The sequence below is a fragment of the Uliginosibacterium sp. 31-12 genome (genome assembly GCF_030548425.1).
GTDB lineage: Bacteria > Pseudomonadota > Gammaproteobacteria > Burkholderiales > Rhodocyclaceae > Uliginosibacterium > Uliginosibacterium aquaticum.
The window spans coordinates 158,547-175,334 of the sequence record NZ_JAUOOA010000008.1 but is presented as its reverse complement, the minus strand read 5'-3'; the positions used below and the strand labels follow the sequence as shown (position 1 = coordinate 175,334).

At 63.2% G+C, this 16,788-nt stretch carries 15 protein-coding genes; all 15 read right to left on the bottom strand.

The genetic code is table 11. From position 1 onward, the window contains the following. Nucleotides 1–111 precede the first annotated feature (111 nt). The 15 genes from Q3Y64_RS15510 to Q3Y64_RS15440 all read right to left on the bottom strand — a co-directional run bounded on the left by Q3Y64_RS15510 (nucleotide 112) and on the right by Q3Y64_RS15440 (nucleotide 16,784). Nucleotides 112–2,886 (bottom strand): S1/P1 nuclease, encoded by a 2,775-nt coding sequence (locus tag Q3Y64_RS15510; protein ID WP_303563205.1) that lies wholly within the window; start codon nucleotides 2,884–2,886, stop codon nucleotides 112–114. A 14-nt stretch (nucleotides 2,887–2,900) separates the two neighbouring features. Further along, nucleotides 2,901–3,548, bottom strand: coding sequence for a MotA/TolQ/ExbB proton channel family protein (locus Q3Y64_RS15505; protein WP_303563203.1), 648 nt, complete (start codon nucleotides 3,546–3,548; stop codon nucleotides 2,901–2,903). Between the two features lie 33 nt (nucleotides 3,549–3,581). Further along, nucleotides 3,582–5,945: a TonB-dependent receptor gene (locus tag Q3Y64_RS15500; RefSeq protein ID WP_303563202.1), complete on the bottom strand. Its 2,364-nt coding sequence runs from the start codon at nucleotides 5,943–5,945 to the stop codon at nucleotides 3,582–3,584. A gap of 80 nt (nucleotides 5,946–6,025) precedes the next feature. Beyond that, nucleotides 6,026–6,730 carry an energy transducer TonB gene (locus tag Q3Y64_RS15495; protein WP_303563200.1) on the bottom strand — a complete coding sequence of 235 codons (705 nt, stop codon included), beginning with the start codon at nucleotides 6,728–6,730 and terminating at the stop codon, nucleotides 6,026–6,028. Next, nucleotides 6,730–7,143: a biopolymer transporter ExbD gene (locus Q3Y64_RS15490; RefSeq protein WP_101943368.1), complete on the bottom strand. Its 414-nt coding sequence runs from the start codon at nucleotides 7,141–7,143 to the stop codon at nucleotides 6,730–6,732. Before Q3Y64_RS15490 ends, Q3Y64_RS15495 begins: the two co-directional genes overlap by 1 nt. Nucleotides 7,144–7,187: 44 nt before the next feature. Next, nucleotides 7,188–7,526: a hypothetical protein gene (locus Q3Y64_RS15485; protein WP_303563197.1), complete on the bottom strand. Its 339-nt coding sequence runs from the start codon at nucleotides 7,524–7,526 to the stop codon at nucleotides 7,188–7,190. After that, nucleotides 7,523–8,743 (bottom strand): phosphopentomutase, encoded by a 1,221-nt coding sequence (locus Q3Y64_RS15480; protein ID WP_303563195.1) that lies wholly within the window; start codon nucleotides 8,741–8,743, stop codon nucleotides 7,523–7,525. The genes Q3Y64_RS15485 and Q3Y64_RS15480 overlap by 4 nt, the downstream gene beginning before the upstream one ends. A 1-nt stretch (nucleotide 8,744) precedes the next feature. Further along, nucleotides 8,745–10,070: a thymidine phosphorylase gene (gene deoA, locus Q3Y64_RS15475; RefSeq protein WP_303563193.1), complete on the bottom strand. Its 1,326-nt coding sequence runs from the start codon at nucleotides 10,068–10,070 to the stop codon at nucleotides 8,745–8,747. An 11-nt stretch (nucleotides 10,071–10,081) separates the two neighbouring features. Further along, the gene (gene deoC / locus Q3Y64_RS15470; RefSeq protein ID WP_303563191.1) at nucleotides 10,082–10,861 is read right to left on the bottom strand and encodes a deoxyribose-phosphate aldolase; all 780 of its coding nucleotides are present in this window, start codon (nucleotides 10,859–10,861) and stop codon (nucleotides 10,082–10,084) included. A gap of 17 nt (nucleotides 10,862–10,878) precedes the next feature. After that, nucleotides 10,879–11,670 carry a purine-nucleoside phosphorylase gene (locus tag Q3Y64_RS15465; RefSeq protein ID WP_303563189.1) on the bottom strand — a complete coding sequence of 264 codons (792 nt, stop codon included), beginning with the start codon at nucleotides 11,668–11,670 and terminating at the stop codon, nucleotides 10,879–10,881. 1 nt (nucleotide 11,671) lies between these two features. Continuing rightward, entirely contained in the window at nucleotides 11,672–12,100 is a 429-nt protein-coding gene (gene cdd / locus Q3Y64_RS15460; RefSeq protein ID WP_101943363.1) for a cytidine deaminase, read from the bottom strand. A 2-nt stretch (nucleotides 12,101–12,102) separates the two neighbouring features. Then, nucleotides 12,103–13,053, bottom strand: coding sequence for an ABC transporter permease (locus Q3Y64_RS15455; protein ID WP_101943362.1), 951 nt, complete (start codon nucleotides 13,051–13,053; stop codon nucleotides 12,103–12,105). After that, nucleotides 13,046–14,200 carry an ABC transporter permease gene (locus Q3Y64_RS15450; protein WP_170022623.1) on the bottom strand — a complete coding sequence of 385 codons (1,155 nt, stop codon included), beginning with the start codon at nucleotides 14,198–14,200 and terminating at the stop codon, nucleotides 13,046–13,048. Before Q3Y64_RS15450 ends, Q3Y64_RS15455 begins: the two co-directional genes overlap by 8 nt. After that, nucleotides 14,197–15,780, bottom strand: coding sequence for an ABC transporter ATP-binding protein (locus Q3Y64_RS15445; RefSeq protein ID WP_303563182.1), 1,584 nt, complete (start codon nucleotides 15,778–15,780; stop codon nucleotides 14,197–14,199). The genes Q3Y64_RS15450 and Q3Y64_RS15445 overlap by 4 nt, the downstream gene beginning before the upstream one ends. Next, nucleotides 15,777–16,784, bottom strand: coding sequence for a LacI family DNA-binding transcriptional regulator (locus tag Q3Y64_RS15440; RefSeq protein WP_101943359.1), 1,008 nt, complete (start codon nucleotides 16,782–16,784; stop codon nucleotides 15,777–15,779). The genes Q3Y64_RS15445 and Q3Y64_RS15440 overlap by 4 nt, the downstream gene beginning before the upstream one ends. Nucleotides 16,785–16,788: the final 4 nt, after the last annotated feature.

Genomic DNA, 16,788 nt, shown 5'->3' with positions numbered 1-16,788 from the left:
GGCCCCTTTGATCCGATTTTCAGGCGCAGAAAGCCCTCCCCGCCCGGCAAGGGCAGGAACACAAACCGGCCTGGTCATTCTGGCGAGCCGGAGAACCCGGCCCTTTTTAAATCAAGGCATGCGTTTGCCGCGCACCTGGGCATCTGGCGCAAAAGCCTTACCGTCTGCCGCGAGACTGGGCTTCATGTAGTCGAGCAAGGCGTCGATATCCTGGCCACCGGCCTGCCGATTGCGCCCGTCGCGGAACACCAGGAAGCCATCGCCCCCTTCCGAGAGGAAGTTGTTCACCACCACCCGATATTCCCTAGTCATTTCCATCGGCAGCCCCTCAAGCAGGATGTCGCTGACCCGGCTGCCCAGCGGAGCATCGTCGTGCCAGACATAGCTGAAGCCAGCCGAGGGTTGCAGGAAGCGCGGCTTGCTTGCGCCGGCGGGCCACTGCATTTCCAGCGCCGTCTTGATCTGTGCGCCAGTCAGCGTCATCACCACCAGGTTGTTACCAAAGGGCTGCATGGCGAAGATCTGCCCAAAGCCCACGGTGCAGCCATTGGCCTCCTTGCACAGCAGATCGGCACGAATGCCGCCTTCGTTGAGGAAGGCGATCTGCGCGGCGCCCTTGTCTTCCGGGCGGGCGGCAGCCAGTTGCGCATCGGCTATCAGGCGGCCCGCCGTGCTGTCGCTGCGGGTTTCACCACGCACAAAGGAAGCCGTCACCCGTGCCACCGGCCGCTGCGCCCTCGGCGCGGCCTGCTGCACGAAGGCCTCCACCCGGGCAGCGATAGCCGGGTCCGGCTGGGCGTTGAGCAGTGCGCCGCTGAAAGCCGGGGCGGTCACCCGCGCCAGTTGCAGGCGCTGCAGCAAGGTCGTGCGCTCTCCCACCACGGGCAGGTTGGCACTCACGGTGCGCTGGCGATCCACATCATGGGTTTTCGGATCCAGCACCAGATCGACTACCGACACGCCACGGCCGTAATTGACCGCCTGCATCACCGGACGCCCATCGATTACGCAGCGGTAGCCCTGGTGGGTATGCGCCGAGAAGATCACATCGATCTCCTGCGTGGTGCGCTTGGCGATCTCGAAGATCGCCCCCTTGGCCTGCGGGCAGCTCGCGTCATTCCAGTCAGCCGGTTTTTCTTCACTGCCAATTTCGCCCCCCTCATGCACCATGGCCACGATGGCCTTGATGCCGTTCTTGCGCAGCAGCCGTGCGGTGCGGTTAAGGGTGTTGGCTTCGTCGTCGAAACGCAGGCCTGCAATCGAGGAGCGCACCACCACGCTGGGGGTTTCGCGCGTCACCGCACCAATGAAGGCCACCGGAATGCCCTTCACCTTGCGGATCGTATAGGGCGCGAACAAGGCCTTGCCGCTGCGGGCGTCACGCACGTTGGCACCGAGCAGGCTGAATTTCATGCCGGTATACGCGCCCTCGGCGCAGGAGCTGGTCATCGAATCCGGCGCACTGGCAGCACAACCACCTTTCTCCAGACGCTTGAGCTCCTTGATGCCGGCGTCGAACTCGTGATTGCCGAGCACCCCGACATCCACCCCCATGTCATTCATCAGGGCGATGGTGTTTTCATGCCGGAACAGGGTCGACACCAAGGGTGAGCCGCCCACCAGATCACCGGTTTCGAGCACCAGGCTGGCTGGCACTTCACTGCGCAGGGCCTTGATCATTCCAGCCAGCGCAGCAGCACCGCCGACCGGAATGCGCGCGCGCGTCTCGGGCTGTAGCGGATCGGTCCAGGCCAGGCTCAGACTGCCCGGCTCCAGATTGCCGTGAAAATCGTTGAATGCAATCAGGCGCACACTCACGCCGGCCTTGTGCGGCCCCATGCTGCTGGGCTCGGGCCACACGGCCTGAAGCATTTTCGCCAGCCGGGCACCGGCCAGAGCCAGCTGCGCCTGCTTGAGCTGGTCCGCCTGCTTGCGATACGCATCCGTCATCCCGCTGGCCGACCAGCCGGCGGCGGAAGAGCTATTGGCTTGCGCGGGACGCGGCGTGTAACTCAGCGGCGCGTACACCGCCTTGCCGGTCTGCACCAGCTCGGTCGCCCAGGCCTGTGCCCAGCCACTGGCGTCTCCCCCAGGGGTGGTCACCTGGCGCGCCCGCGCCAGCATTCCGGCAAAGCCCTCGCCCTGCACGGCCAGGTTCAGGGGAATGTCGTCCCAGAACGCATGAAAACGTTTGCTGCCATCAAAAATCAAATTGCCACCGGCGGTTTCGCTGGCGTGATCCAGGCCATGCTCGTCCGGATCGACCGGCTTGCCATCCGCGCCCAGATAGATCGACTCAACATGCAAAGGCTGGTGCAGATCGCCCACGTAGTGGCTCAAGAGCATCAGCGCCTCGCGGGCGTCTGCAATCTGGAACGGAGCCGGCGGCGTCTGGCCTTTGAGCACCGCCAGCATGGCCGGGATGGCATGTACGACATCGTGATCGCTGGTGCCGGCGAACTTGCGGTCGTAACGCTCGCGTTGCGGCGCGACATCCGTGTAGTGATACTGGCTGTGGCACCACTCGTTGCCCTGTGCCGTACCGCACTGAGTCCAGTTGGCCTTGACGAAGGCGATGATGCGAGCCTGCTGCTCAGGCGTGTTGAAGGGGATGCACTCGGTGAAGCGCTGCGGATTGGCCGTATAGGTGAAATTCACGCCATCCTTCGAGGACGTGCCCTTCACGCAATCGGCCCACACCGCGGCAGTTTCCAGGCTCATGCCCCCCAGAGTCTGGCGGACCATCTGGCCGGCATAACTCCCTTCCAGCAGGCGGTCGGCAATGGCGCCCACGGCCTGATGGCCAGCGGAATTCCAGGCCAGCGCCGCACTGGAGCCCAGGGTGGCGATCAACAGACACAAGGGACGCAGCAGTCTCGCATTCATCACATTCTCCAGGATCAGGCGGCAACGGCCTTGGGTTGAATCCGGGCGGGCTCGCGACCGCCACGGACGTCCATTTCTTCACCCCCCATGGCACCGGCCTGTTCCAGCGCCATCACCTTGAGCTGCTCGTTGATGCGCTCCACACGCTCGTTGAAATAGTTGTGGAACACCAGGCAGAACACCGCAATGCCGATCCCCGCCGCGGTGGCAAACAGGGCGGTGCCGATCCCCTGACTGACCGCCTGCGGATCGGACACCCCTTGCGTGGCCAGCGCGTTGAAGGTGTCGATGATGCCCAGGATGGTGCCCAGCAAACCCAGCAGCGGAGACAGCGTGATCGTGGTGTCGATCACCCACAACAGTCGTTTCACGCTGCTCTGTTGCTGCAGGTAGAGCGCCTGGACCTTGTTTTCGAACTGGTCCTTGGAGGCGCCGGCAAAGGCCAACACTCCGGCCATGATGCGGCCATGGGGCGTGCGCGCTGCACCCACCGCCGCTTCGATGGCGGACGAATCGCCACTGGCCAGCGCCTTGCCCAGACGCTTGCGGGTACGCTCGACGAAACTGTAGTAGATGAAGCGCTCGATGATCACCGCCACGGCAAGCGCCAGCAGGACCACCATCGCGGCGAGGACTATTTCATGCAGAAGATTGAAGTTCATGATTCGGTTTCCTGATGTTGCGGTTCGGTTCGATCAGTAATCGACCTGGAAAGTCATGCTGGCAAAGCGGCCTGCGCCGGTATAGACCTTCGGTGCGGCGACGTCGTTGGAGATCGTGACGTTGGAGCCGCTGCCGGCATTGGCAACGTAGTACTTCTTGTTGGTCAGGTTGCTGATGTTGAAACGCAGGGTCGGGTTCTTGAAGCCCCACACGCCGTTGAAGGGCATGCTCCAGGCCGTGTTCAGATCCAGCAGGGTGTAGCTCGGGATGGACACGTCATTCACAAGGGTCAGGTAACGCTCACCGGTGTACTTGGCCGCCAGGTTGGCCATGTACGGGCCATAGGCGTATTGCAGAGAGAGCGAGGCCAGATACTTCGGCGTATCGGGGAACTGCTTGCCGGCGGTGGCGTAGTAAGTCGTGCTGCCGGAGGGCATGTTCTCCTTCATCTTCGAGAGGGTGTAGCTGAATGAGCCATACACGCTGAAGCCATGATAGGGCGCGGAACCACCTTCCAGTTCTAGGCCGTGAGTGGTCGAATCCCCAACGTTCCACGAGTGGCTGTAGCCCTGGGTCGGGTCGTAGCTGGAGGCGATCCGGTCACGGAAATCAACAAAGAAAGCCGTAACGGAAGCCTTGCCCCAGTCGCCCTTGAAGCGCGTACCGAGATCGTAGTTGGTGGACTTTTCCTGCTTCACCGGTACGTCATACATGCTGGTGATGGTGTTTCCGGAGTAAGTCCTGATCAGGTTGGCGTAGTCGGAGTTGCTCGGCGCACGGAAGTTGTTGGCCACACCGAAGAAGGTCTGCACCTTGTCGGTAATGTTGAACGAAGTACCCAGGCCCGGCTGCACCTGCTGATACTTTTCGACCACCCGGTAATCCAGATAGCCATTACCGGCAGCCGAGGTCGCGGAGGTGGAGGCGGTGCCGTTGTTGGAGAAGTTGCGGAAATCGCGCTGAAGCACCTTGTAGGTCACGGAAGGCGTGATTTGCAGGCGGCTGTCCATCAGGTCGATGGTGTCTTGCAGGAATGCGCTCTTGCCGGTCGAGATGGTGAGCCAGTCACGCGCCTGATACGGATTGCCATCCTGATACTTGATCAGCGCGTCGCTGTCATCAAGCCACCAGTCCAGCACCGTGCCGCTGTTGTCCACATAGGTGGCGGGGCGGGTCTGACGGTGACGTGCGCGCTCAAACCATAGACCGGTGGTGATCTTGTGGTTGTCCAGATCGTGGGTAGCCTTGACGTTGATACCGGGGCGGTTGGTTTCGGTCATCGAGCCGGTCAGCACCAGCACCCGGTCGCGCACATCGGTATCGCCGTTGATGTCGGACACCCCACCGTGCACATTGCTGCTGCTCTTCGATTCGGTGATGGTGGTCGGGTAGGTCGAGCCGCCGTAGCCGTACCAGTAGTAAGGCTCGATATCCAGACGGGTGCGCTCGCCCACCTGCAAATTGGCTTTGGGCGTGAGCAGGTAGTTCTTGAAGGGGTTGCGGGCGTAGTCGTAGTAGTTGACCGTGCCTGCACTCTCAGTTTGCGCCGTGCCATTCACCGGCGTCACGTGCTTGGGCATGTCGCCGCTGTAATCGGCCTTGTAACCTTCCGCTTCGATTTCGGCCAGCGTCATGCTGCGATAGTTGTGGTTCATCAGCTCGTTGGCCAGCATGCCCATGGACAAGCGCGAACCTTTGCCAAGGTCATACTCGAGCTTGCTATCGATGTGTTGCCGGTTGTTCTCGCCCTCCCCTTTCCACTTGTCGACGCTGGACTTGGAGTAGGAGAGATAGCCCTTGAACTTGCCGATTTCACCGGTATCCACGCGCACATAGCTGCGCAGGTAATCGAGTTGGCCAAACGATTGCGCGACACGCAAACGCATCTCTTTGGTCGGCCCACAGCTGTTCATGCCGATATTGCCGCCCGATGCGCCCACGTGCGGCGCTTCGGCATCGGTGCCCCCCTGCGTAACGAAGAGGTCGCACATGTTTTCCTTGTCGGTGAGCTCCTGCGGATAGACCGCGAAGTTGCCCGAGTCATTCACCGGAGCACCATCAACGGTGAAGCCCATCTGGTCACTGTTAAAACCACGCACGCGGAGATTGCCGCCCGACATGCCGGTGGGATCCGTGCTGGAAGCATTCACACCCGGCAGCAGATTCAGGTCCTGGAAGGCGTTAGAGCTGGAGCGGGTCTTGTCCAGCTGTGCCTTGGTCACGGTGCTCTTGGCCTTGGGGGTGTCTTCATCGACCAGCAGGCCGGTGCCGAGCTTATCGCCCTCGCCGGTCACGGTGATCTTGCTGAGCTCAGAGGTCTGCTGCGCATGCAGCTGGCCAGACGCCAGCATGGCAATGATTGCGAGCGTGAGGGGTTTCAAAGTGTATGTACGCATGATGGGCTGCCTTCTTTAAGTTCGGGGGGCGGAAGAGGGGTGGAACAAAGCAGTACTTGCAAAAGCGCAGGAGGGACGCATCACGAAGTTCCTTCCAGCACGTATTCGATGGGCACCGCAAAGCGGCGCATGCCCTGACCGGTAAAAGCTTCACCGGGGAAAGCCTGGTATCGACCATTGCGCACGGTGCGCAGGGCCTCCTTGTCCAGCAACATGGTTCCGGACGAAGTCTCGACGCCGGCATCGACCAGCCGGCCTTCGCGGTCGATCTCGATCCAGATCTTGACCACGCCAGTGGGGCGCAACTGCCTTGCCTCACGACTGTTCGGATAGCGCTTGATGCTTTCCAGATAGGCCCGCAGGTTCGCCTCGTAGGCCTGATCGGCAGAGGCCGATGCGACACGCGCAGGCTGTGGCGGCGGGGGTGGCGGTGGCGGAGCCGGGGTGGGCGGCTGCGGCGTCGGCACCGGAGTCGGCGACGGAGCGGCCGGGGCTGGTGTTGGCATCGGCGTTGGCGTCGGAGTGGGAGCCGGAGTTGGTTGAACAGCCTTCACGACTGGCTGCGGGGTCTCCGGAGGCGGCTCCACTTTCGGTGGTGGCGGCGGCGCTTCAGGAGGAGGAGGCAGCGGCAGATCCTCCATCGTGATGACAGTTTCATCCCGCGCAGAGATCAGTTGCGGAGGCGGCGGCATGAACTGCCAGGCTCCGAACAGGGCGGCCATGACGATCAGCATGCCGCCAACAGCAGCCGGATCGCGATGACCGTAGATGGATTCCAGAATCATCACTGCACCCGCTTGGTCGCAAAGGTGATCGACTCAATCCCCTGCTCGCGCAAGGCATCCATCGCAGCCACCACGCCTTTCCACTGCACGGTCTGATCCGCACTGACGATGAAGCGCTTTTTAGGATCTTTTTGATGTGCGGCCTTCGCCGCTCCGCCCAACTGCTCGGACGCCAGCAGCTGCCCGTCCAGCGCCACGGAGCCATCCGCCTGCAAGGACACCACGATCGGCGCCTCATCGACCGTCGCCCGTGAAGCGGTCTTGCTATCGGGCAACGTCGTCTTGAGGCCGAAGGCAGGAATCACGTTCAGGCTGATCAACACGAAGAAGATCAACAGAAACATCATCACGTCGATCATCGGGATGATCTCGATGCGGGCTTTGCGGGGGGGCGGCTCTTCAAAATGCAACATGGCTGACGACTCTCTTCGGCTGATTAAGCAAACGTTTGCGCTCTTTACAGGCAACACACGGGAAAACTGTGCTTGCAGATACCTTTTAGCAATTTGAATGCCACTTTTTGCTTCAAATTACTTAAAAAATTCAAAACGGCCGTTTTCAGGAAATTTCCGCCAAACGGACAGTAAAACACCGTCTCCATACGGTTAAAACCAGCATGCAAACGTTTGCCTTGTAATGACGTAAATAAACAATCGAGTATGTCTTTAGATATAACAGCGGCGATTTTCTGCGCACCGCGTGACAAGGAGATGAAATGCGCCCCGAGGCGGAAAAATTTCCCGCTTTCGGCATCCAGCTTGGTGCAGGAAATTCCCTCTTGGTGCATTCCGCTCACCACGCTTTCTCACCGCACGCCACAGGCGCCAGCCCGAGGTGTGCAGCCAGGGTCTGGGCAAGATCGGCAAAGCTCTCGCGCACACCAAGGGAACGCCCGGCAGGTACGCCGGCACCGGCAAACAGCAGCGGTACGTGTTCGCGCGTGTGATCACTGCCAGGCCAGGAGGGATCGCAACCATGGTCGGCCGTGAGCACCAGCACATCACCGTCCTGCATCGCAGCCAGAAGGCGCGGCAGGAAAGCATCGAACTCTCGCAGTGCATCGGCGTAACCCTGAATGTCACGGCGATGGCCATACAACATGTCGAAATCGACCAGATTGGCGAACACCATCCCACCCGACGCACAGGCCGACATCGCGGCCAGCGTTGCTTCGCAGAGTGCGGCATTGCCGTCGGCGGCGTGATGGTGGGTGACGCCACGCGCTGCAAAAATGTCGCGAATCTTGCCCACGCCGTGAACTTCCCTGCCCGCTTCGACGAGCGCATCCAGCAAGGTGCGGGAAACCGGCGGCGTGGTGTAATCGTGCCGGTTGCCGGTACGGCGAAAGCGCTGCGCCTGCCCGGGCGCGGCATCCACGAAGGGACGTGCGATAACCCGGGCAATGTTCAGTTCGTCGAAAATGACTTTCGCCTTCTCGCAAATGTCATACAGCCGTGCAAGACCGAAATGCTCTTCGTGCGCGGCGATCTGGAACACGCTGTCGCTGCTGGTGTAGCAGATCGGCCAGCCGGTACGGACATGCTCGTCGCCAAAGCTCTCGATAATTTCGGTGCCACTGGCGTGGGTGTTGCCAAGGCTGCCCGGCAGATCGCAGATGGTCAGCCAGCGCTGCAGTTGTGCAGCAGGAAAAACGTTTTCTGCCGGTGACTCGGCGCGCGGGAAGTAGCCCCAGTCAAATTCGACCGGGCAGCCCATGAGTTCCCAGTGCCCGCTGGGCGTATCCTTGCCGCGGCTGCGTTCGCGTGCAGCGGCCCAGGCTCCCACGGGCGAGAAATCAACCGGCATGGCTTGCGGCCAGGCCCCGCTTGCCAGCTGCGCGGCCTGCGGCAGACCGAGGCGGGCAAGATTGGGCAGTTTCAGAGGCTGGCCTTGCACCGCACAGCGGGCAGCGATGTTCCCCAGCGTGTTGGCTCCGGCATCCCCGTAGGCCCCGGCATCCGGCGTCGCACCGATGCCAAGCGAGTCCAGCACCACAACAATGGCGCGCGCCATGCTAAACGCCTCCCCGGCAGGCTTCGACCAGCACCGGGCGTGTTTGCACCGGCGCCTCGCTGAGCGTGAAACTCTTTGCCAGTTGTGCCTGTGCCAGCGCCAGCCCTGCCGCGTCTGCCGCGTGAATATGCGCCAGCACCTCACCGGCGGCCACCTTCCGGCCGATGCCAGCCACCCCGGTGAGGCCCACGCGATAATCGATGCGGTCACTCGTCTGGCGACGCCCGCCGCCCAGTTCGATCAGCAGCAAGCCAATATCCCGCGTTGCCACACCAGAGACCCATCCAGCATATGGCGCAACGAAGTCACCACGCACCGGGGCGGCAGCCAGATACTGATTCGGACGCTCAGCAAAGTCTGCCGGCCCGCCCAGCGCAAACACCATGCTGGAGAAGCGCTCCAGCGCCGCACCACTACGCAGGGCAGCGTCGACACGTTCCAGCCCGGCACCAAAATCCGCCGTAATGCCGCCGATGCACAGCAACTCGGCACACAACACGCGGGTCAGCTCCAGCAGACGCGCATCCACCGGTTCCCCCTTGAGCAAGGCCAGCGCTTCATGCATTTCCAGCGCATTGCCGCAGGAGTCGCCCAGCACCTGATTCATGTCGGTGATCCAGGCCCGCGTTGGCAAGCCCGCACCCACCGCCACCTCCACCAGCGATTGCGCCAGGGCGCGAGCCATCTCGAGACTGGCAGCGAAAGCGCCGTTGCCCGTCTTCACATCCATCACCAGGCCCTGCAAGCCTGCCGCCAGTTTCTTCGACAGGATGCTGGCCGTGATCAGGGGAATGGATTCGACGGTTGCGGTCACGTCGCGAATGCCGTAGAGGCGCCGATCTGCCGGCGCGAGCTCACCGGTCTGGCCGATGATGGCGCAGCCTGCTTCCGTCAGACAGGCGCGCAGGCGCTCCAGCGATGGTGCGGTCTGATAGCCGGGAATGCTGTCGAACTTGTCGAGCGTTCCTCCGGTATGGCCCAGGCCACGCCCCGAAATCATCGGCACGAAGGCACCACATGCAGCGAGGATCGGCGCCAGCGGCAGGCTCACCTTGTCGCCCACGCCGCCGGTAGAATGCTTGTCGAGCACCGGCCCCGGCAGATGGGTCTGGCCCCACTTCAAGACATCCCCGGAGTTCATCATCGCCCGGGTCAGGCTCACCTTTTCAGTCTGGCTCATGCCATTGAGAAAAATGGCCATGGCCATCGAGGCTGCCTGGGCATCGCTCCAACCGCCATGGGTGAGACCATCGACGAAGTGATCGATCTCTGCGGAGGACAGTTCCAGACCGTCACGTTTATGCCGTATGACTTCCTGTGCAAGCATGCCTGCCCCCTTCAGTAGACGCCAGGGGCGGCGCTGCTGTGCGAGGCCTCGCCGGAGAGCACCCGCTCGATATCGTCCAGCACGCTGCTGGCGCCGATCCGGAAACGCTCTGCAGAAAGTGCCGCCTCGCCCAGCAGGCTGCGGGTCAGTTCGATGTAGGTTGCCGCATCACTCACCGTGCGGATTCCGCCGGAAGGCTTGAAGCCGACACGCCCTTCGGCCGCGGGATCCTGCCGGATCGCCTCGAGCATCAGGCGCGCAGCTTCGGGCGTGGCGCTGATGGTGGTTTTGCCGGTACTGGTCTTGAGGAAATCGGCACCAGCCTTCAGCGCCAGGCGCGAGGCACGGGCGATGGCTTCGTGCTGCAGCAGCATGCCGGTTTCCAGAATCACCTTCAGGGTCAGGTCCGGGCAGGCCTCGCGTGTGGCCTGCATCACCTTGAGTGCAGCGGCATCATCGCCGCGCAGCACATGCTGCCAGGGCAGCACCAGATCCACTTCCTGCGCACCGGCAGCCACAATCTCGCGGGTATCCCGCACAGCGCGTTCAACATCCGCGTAGCCATCCGGAAAATTGGCAACGGCGGCCACCCGGATGCTGTCAGGCAAACGATTGCGCGCATAACCCGCAAGGCGCGGCCATACACACACGGCCGCGACCTGACCAAAAGCGCCCTGAGCGCGTCGGCACAGCCGTTCGACGTCCGCTTCGGTATCGTGATTGTTGAGTGTGGTCAGATCCAGACTGGCCAAGGCGATCCGCGCGGCTTGCTGCAGTTGTTCGGTATTCATCGGTAAGACTCCGCAGTTCAGAGATTGGCAATGATGCGTGCCAGCAGGCCGCTGGCGGTGTCGCCGGCAGCTCGGGCCTGGGACAGTGTGTGAGAGTGGCTGAGACTCTCGCCAGAGAGCCCCGCCGCCATATTGGTAATCAGCGAGAAGGCCAGCACCGGCAGCCCCATGCGCCGCGCAAGAATGGTTTCCGGCACCGTGCTCATGCCCACGGCATCCGCCCCCATGAGCTCGAACATGCGGATTTCCGCTGGTGTTTCGAACTGGGGGCCGAAGCTCCACAGATAAACGCCTTCGTGCAGACGGGTGCCGCTCTCGCGTGCCACCTCATGCGCCACCCGGCGCAGCGCGGGATCGTAGGCATCCTTCATGTCCACGAAACGCTCGCTGCCCATCTCCCCCACCAGCGGCGAGCGCTGGGTGGCATTGATGTAGTCATTGATCAACATCAGGCTGCAAGGCTCCATGGCCGGCCTCAGGCTGCCCGCAGCGTTGGTCAGCACGATCGCTTCGCAGCCAATGTCCCTGAGCGTTTCCAGCGGCAGGCGCATGCCGTCGACCACGCCATCCTCGTAGGCATGTTTGCGCCCACTCATGACAGCCACCTCGGTCTGGCCGATCCGCCCCAGCCACAGCTCGCCGCCATGGCCCTGCACGGTAGCCTCGGGAAAGCCGGGCAGCTCGGCGTAAGGCACCCGCACCGGATCGACGACATGTCCGGTGAGCCCTCCCCAGCCCGACCCCAGCACGACCGCAATGCGGGGCTTGTGCTGGGGGTAAAGCGCTTTCAGTTTCTCTGCTGCGTTCATGTCATTTGTCATTTTTAAGATGTTCCGGACCAAAGCTCTCTGGGAGCAGCTGGGCGAGCGTGAAGCTGGCGCGCACCATCTGCCTGTCTGCAATGAGAATGGGGGTGTTGGGCAAGGCAAATTCACGCAGCTTCTGGCGGCAGCCGCCACAGGGCGTCACCAGCCCCGGGCCTTCACCCACGACGAGCACGGCTCTCACCGCCCGGCTGCCTGCGAGCACCATCGTGCTGAGCGCCCCGGCTTCGGCGCATACACCCTCGGGGTAAGCCGCGTTCTCGACATTGCAGCCGGCATGGATGCAGCCATGCTCATCCAGCACCGCCGCGCCAACGAGAAAGTGCGAATACGGCGCGTAAGCCCGCAGCTGTGCATCCAGCGCGGTCTTCCACAGGGCCGTGCGAATCGATTCAGGTAAAACAATGGCTGACATGCTCAGCGCTCCTTGAGATAGGGACGACCCAAAGCCCCCGGGGCCTGGGAACTGCCCATGAACCCGGCGAGCAGGATCACGGTCATCAGATAAGGCAGTGCCTGGATGAACTGCACCGGCACCTCACCGATGACAGGCAGCACCGCGCCCTGCAGGCGGATGGCCAGTGCATCGAGAAAACCGAACAGCAGGCAGGCAGCGAGGGCGGGCAAGGGGCGCCACTTGCCAAAGATCATCGCCGCCAGCGCCATATAGCCCCGCCCTGCAGTCATATGCGGGGCGAACGCGGCGTTCTGGGCCAGCACCAGATAGCTGCCTGCCAGGCCGCACAGCAACCCGTTGAGCGCCAGTGCCGAGAAGCGCAGGCCATGCACCGATACGCCGGCGGCATCCACCATGTGAGGGTTCTCGCCAACAGCACGCAAGCGCAGCCCGAAGCGGGTGTGCTGCAGCAGCAGCCAGACCCCGGGCACCAGTGCCAGCGCCAGATAGACCAGCACGTTGTAGCCGGCCAGACCATTGCCGATCAGATCCCCCAGCACCTCCGGCGCTTCCGGCCACAAGGCACGCAGGCGCACTTCATCGGGCAACGCGGGGGTCTGTCCGCCCTGGTGGAAGCACGCAATGCCCAGCACCACGGTCAGCCCCGCCGCGAGGATGTTGATCGCCATACCCGATACCACCTGATCCCCGCGATGGATCACGCAGGCATAGCCATGCAGCATGGACAGGGCGAACGCCACGCCAATGGCGGCCGCCAGGGCCACAAAACTGCTCCCCCAGACGGCACCGGCGGCACCGGCAGCGAAGGCCGCACACAGCATCTTGCCTTCCAGGCCGATGTCGATCACCCCGGAACGCTCCGCCAGCACGCCCGCCAGCGCGCACAAGATCAGCGGGGTCGCCACCCTCAGGGTTGAGGCCAGCAGGGTGCCCAGCATGAGCTCATCCATGCTGCGTCTCCTTTTCGGTAAAAGATGCCTCACGGCGGGAACACGCATGCACAAGGCGCGCCACCGGCCCGGCCACCACATGCGACATTGCGCCGGAGACCAACACGATCAGGCCCTGCAGCATCACCACCATGTCACGGGTGAAGCCCTGGACTTCAAAAGCCACTTCCGCGCCCCCCTGAAACAGCGCACCAAACAACAGGCTGGCCATCACGATCCCGAACGGATGATTGCGCCCGATCACCGCCACCGCGATGCCGGTGAAGCCTGCGCCACCCACGAAATCCAGCAGCAACTTGTCATTCACGCCAGCGATCTCGTTCATCCCGACCATCCCGGCCAGCGCTCCCGAGCAGGCCATCGCCAACAGAGTCTGATGACGCGGATTGATACCGGCATATTCGGCGGCGCTGGCGCTGGAGCCAAACGCACGCAGGCGAAAACCCGCACGGCTGCGCCACAAGAGGAGATACACCGCCACGGCCGCCCCCAGCGCCAGCACAAAGCTGAGATTCAGCGGGGAAGACGGCCATTCCACTCCCAGGCTCGCCAGCACCTGATGAATCCCGGAAAGATGGGCCGATGCACCGAAGGGGGCGCTCTCCACGGCCATGCCGTCATTGACCTTGAGCTGATGCACCAGCAGATAGCTCAGCAAGGCGCTGGCCATGAAGTTGAACATGATGGTGGTGATCACCACATGGCTGCCCCGCCAGGCCTGCAGATAGCCCGGCACGGCGGCCCACAGGGCCCCAAAGCCCATGCCGGCAATCAGCAGCAGGGGCCACATCAGATACCAGGGCAGGCTGTTCGAGAGCCATAGCGCCAGCAGGCCAATGCCCAGACCGCCGATGCTCGCCTGCCCCTCCGCGCCGATGTTGAATAGCCCGCCATGCGAAGCCAGCGCCACGGCCAGTCCGGTGAAGATGAAGCTGGTCGTGTAATACAGCGTGTAGGACACTCCGCGCAGACTGCCAAAAGCGCCCTGCAGCAAGGTTTCCAGCACCAGCCCCGGCGCCTGCCCGACCAGCGCCACGACGCCTCCTGCCAGCGCAAACGCGATGGCGAGATTGACCAGCGGCATCAGCACCAGCTCTGCCCAGCGAGGCATCGGTGGAGTCGCCCCCGATTTGAAGAAGCTGATCATGCCTCAACCTCCTCGGCCACCAGGGCGACGTCGGTTTCGCTCATCAGCATGCCCAGGGTTTTCTCGTCGCACGCCTCGATCGGCAACTCACCCGTAATGCGTCCGGCATTCATGACCAGCACGCGATCCGCCAGCGCCAGGATTTCATCCAGCTCGCTCGACACCACCAGCACCGAGCAGCCGGCATCGCGCAGCTCACGCAGGCGGGCGTGAATGAACTCGATGGCGCCGATATCGACGCCGCGTGTCGGCTGCCCCACCAGCAGCAGCACCGGGTTCTGGCCGATCTCTCGCGCCAGCACCAGCTTCTGCTGATTGCCTCCGGAGAATTTCGAGCTGCCCAGTTGCGGTAGCGGCGGGCGCACATCAAAGCGGCTCATCATCGCAGCCGTTGCCGCCACCATCGCGGCACGCCGCATCCAGCCCTTGTGGCTATAGGCAGGCAGCGCTTCATAGCCCAGCACCGCAGACTCCCACGCCGGGAAGTCCATCACCATGGCCCGTGCGTGACGATCTTCCGGCACATGGGCCAGGCCCAGCTGACGTGCTATGCGCGGATCCAGCCAGCGCTCGCCGGGCACAACCCCAAACGTTTGCGCGCCCAATTTCAAACGCCCCGCCTGGGGGCTTACCAGGCCCGAGAGCACGGCGAGCAATTCGCTCTGACCATTGCCGGCGACGCCGGCCACGCCTACGATTTCGCCGGCACGCAGACTCAGGCTCACCTCTTTCAGCCGCACACAGCCCATGGCATCAGTGAAGCGCAAACCCTCTGCGACGAGGCGGATCTCTCCTGTTACCTCTTCCACGGGCTCGCTTCGCCCCAGCGAAACCTTGCGCCCAACCATGGCCTCCGCCAGTTGCTCCACCGTCGTCTCGGCAATGGCGCATTCATGCACCACACGCCCGGCACGCATCACCGTCACCTGATCACACAGGCGCATCACCTCCTTGAGCTTGTGCGTGATGAGGATTACGGTGCAGCCCTGCTCGCGCAGCTTGGCCAGCACGGCAAACAGCTGCTCGGTCTCGGCAGGGGTCAGCACCGCGGTTGGCTCGTCCAGAATCAGGATGCGGGCGCCCCGGTACAGGGCCTTGAGGATTTCAAGACGCTGCCGGTCTCCAACGCTCAGATCCCCCACCCGCGCATCCAGATCGACCACCAGGCCGCTGCTCTGCATCAGCGCCAGCAGGCGCTCGCGCGCCATGGCCTGGGCCCGGCGCAGGAAGAAGCCCTGCTCCGCGCCGAGCAGGATGTTGTCGAGCGCGCTAAGCCGGTCGACCAGCATGAAGTGCTGATGCACCATGCCCAGCCCCAGCGCGATGGCGGCATGCGCATCGGGAATCCGGACCGGACGGCCCTCGATCTCGATCTCGCCTTCATCGGCCTGATAGAAACCATACAGCACCGACATCAGGGTGCTCTTGCCCGCGCCGTTCTCGCCCACCAACGCATGAACCGTCGCAGCCCGCACGCTCAGGCTCACCGCATCGTTGGCCTGCACCGTGCCGAAACGCTTGTGGATGTTGTGCATCCGCACGGCCAGAGGCTTCACTTCCACCTGTTCAGTCATGTTCATCCTTTCGGCGCCGGTCCGGTGGAAGCACGCTCGATCAGGTGCGGCGCCATCACTACCTCACGGACCGGCAACACACGCTTGCCCAGACGCTCGAGCAGCACCGATGCCGCCATCTCGCCCAGCTCACGGATCGGATGACCGACCGAAGTCAATGCCGGGAACATATAGCTGCCCATATCGATGCCGTCGAAACCGATCACGGACAACTCGCCGGGTACGGACACGCCCAGTTCGGCCGCGGCACGCAGCACCCCGATGGCCATCATGTCGTTACCGGCCAGGATGGCCGTCACCTCGCGCTGGCGGAGCAACTCATGCGCCAGCGCATGGCCAGCCGCCGCGGAAAAATCCCCTTCCAGCATCCAGTCGGCACGGATTTCGATACCCGCCTCCTGCAAGCCGGCAACCCAGCCTGCCGTGCGCTCGCGACTGACCTGGAAACGCGACGGGCCGGACAGGCAGGCAATCCGCCGGTGCCCCAGCGCCGCGAGGTGGGACGCGGCCAGGCGCGCCCCCGCGTCATGATCGACCCGCACCAGATCCGCTTCCAGACCCGGAATACGCCGCTCCACCACCACCGTCGGCACGCGCGCAAAACCCAGACGCCGGACCAGCGGCTCCGGCTCACCAGCCGCCGCGGCCAGCAGCAGCCCATCCACGCGCCGCTCGAGCAGAGTTTGCAGATAATGCGTCTGCAGCTCGGACTCATCGTCCGTATTGCACAGGAACACCGAGTAGTCCGTCTGCCGGCAGCGCTCTTCGATTCCGCGCGTCAGCTCGGCAAAGAAGGGGTTGGTGATGTTGGGCACCAGCACACCGAACACGAAGGTTTCACTGGTTTTCAGTGCCCTCGCCACGGCGCTGGGCGCATAGCCCATTTCGGCCACTGCCTGTTCCACCCTGGCACGTGCTGCATCGCTCACCCGCCGCGTGCCGTTGAGCACATGGGAAACCGTGGTGAACGACACGCCGGCCCGCGCGGCGACATCCTTGATCGTACTCATGCCT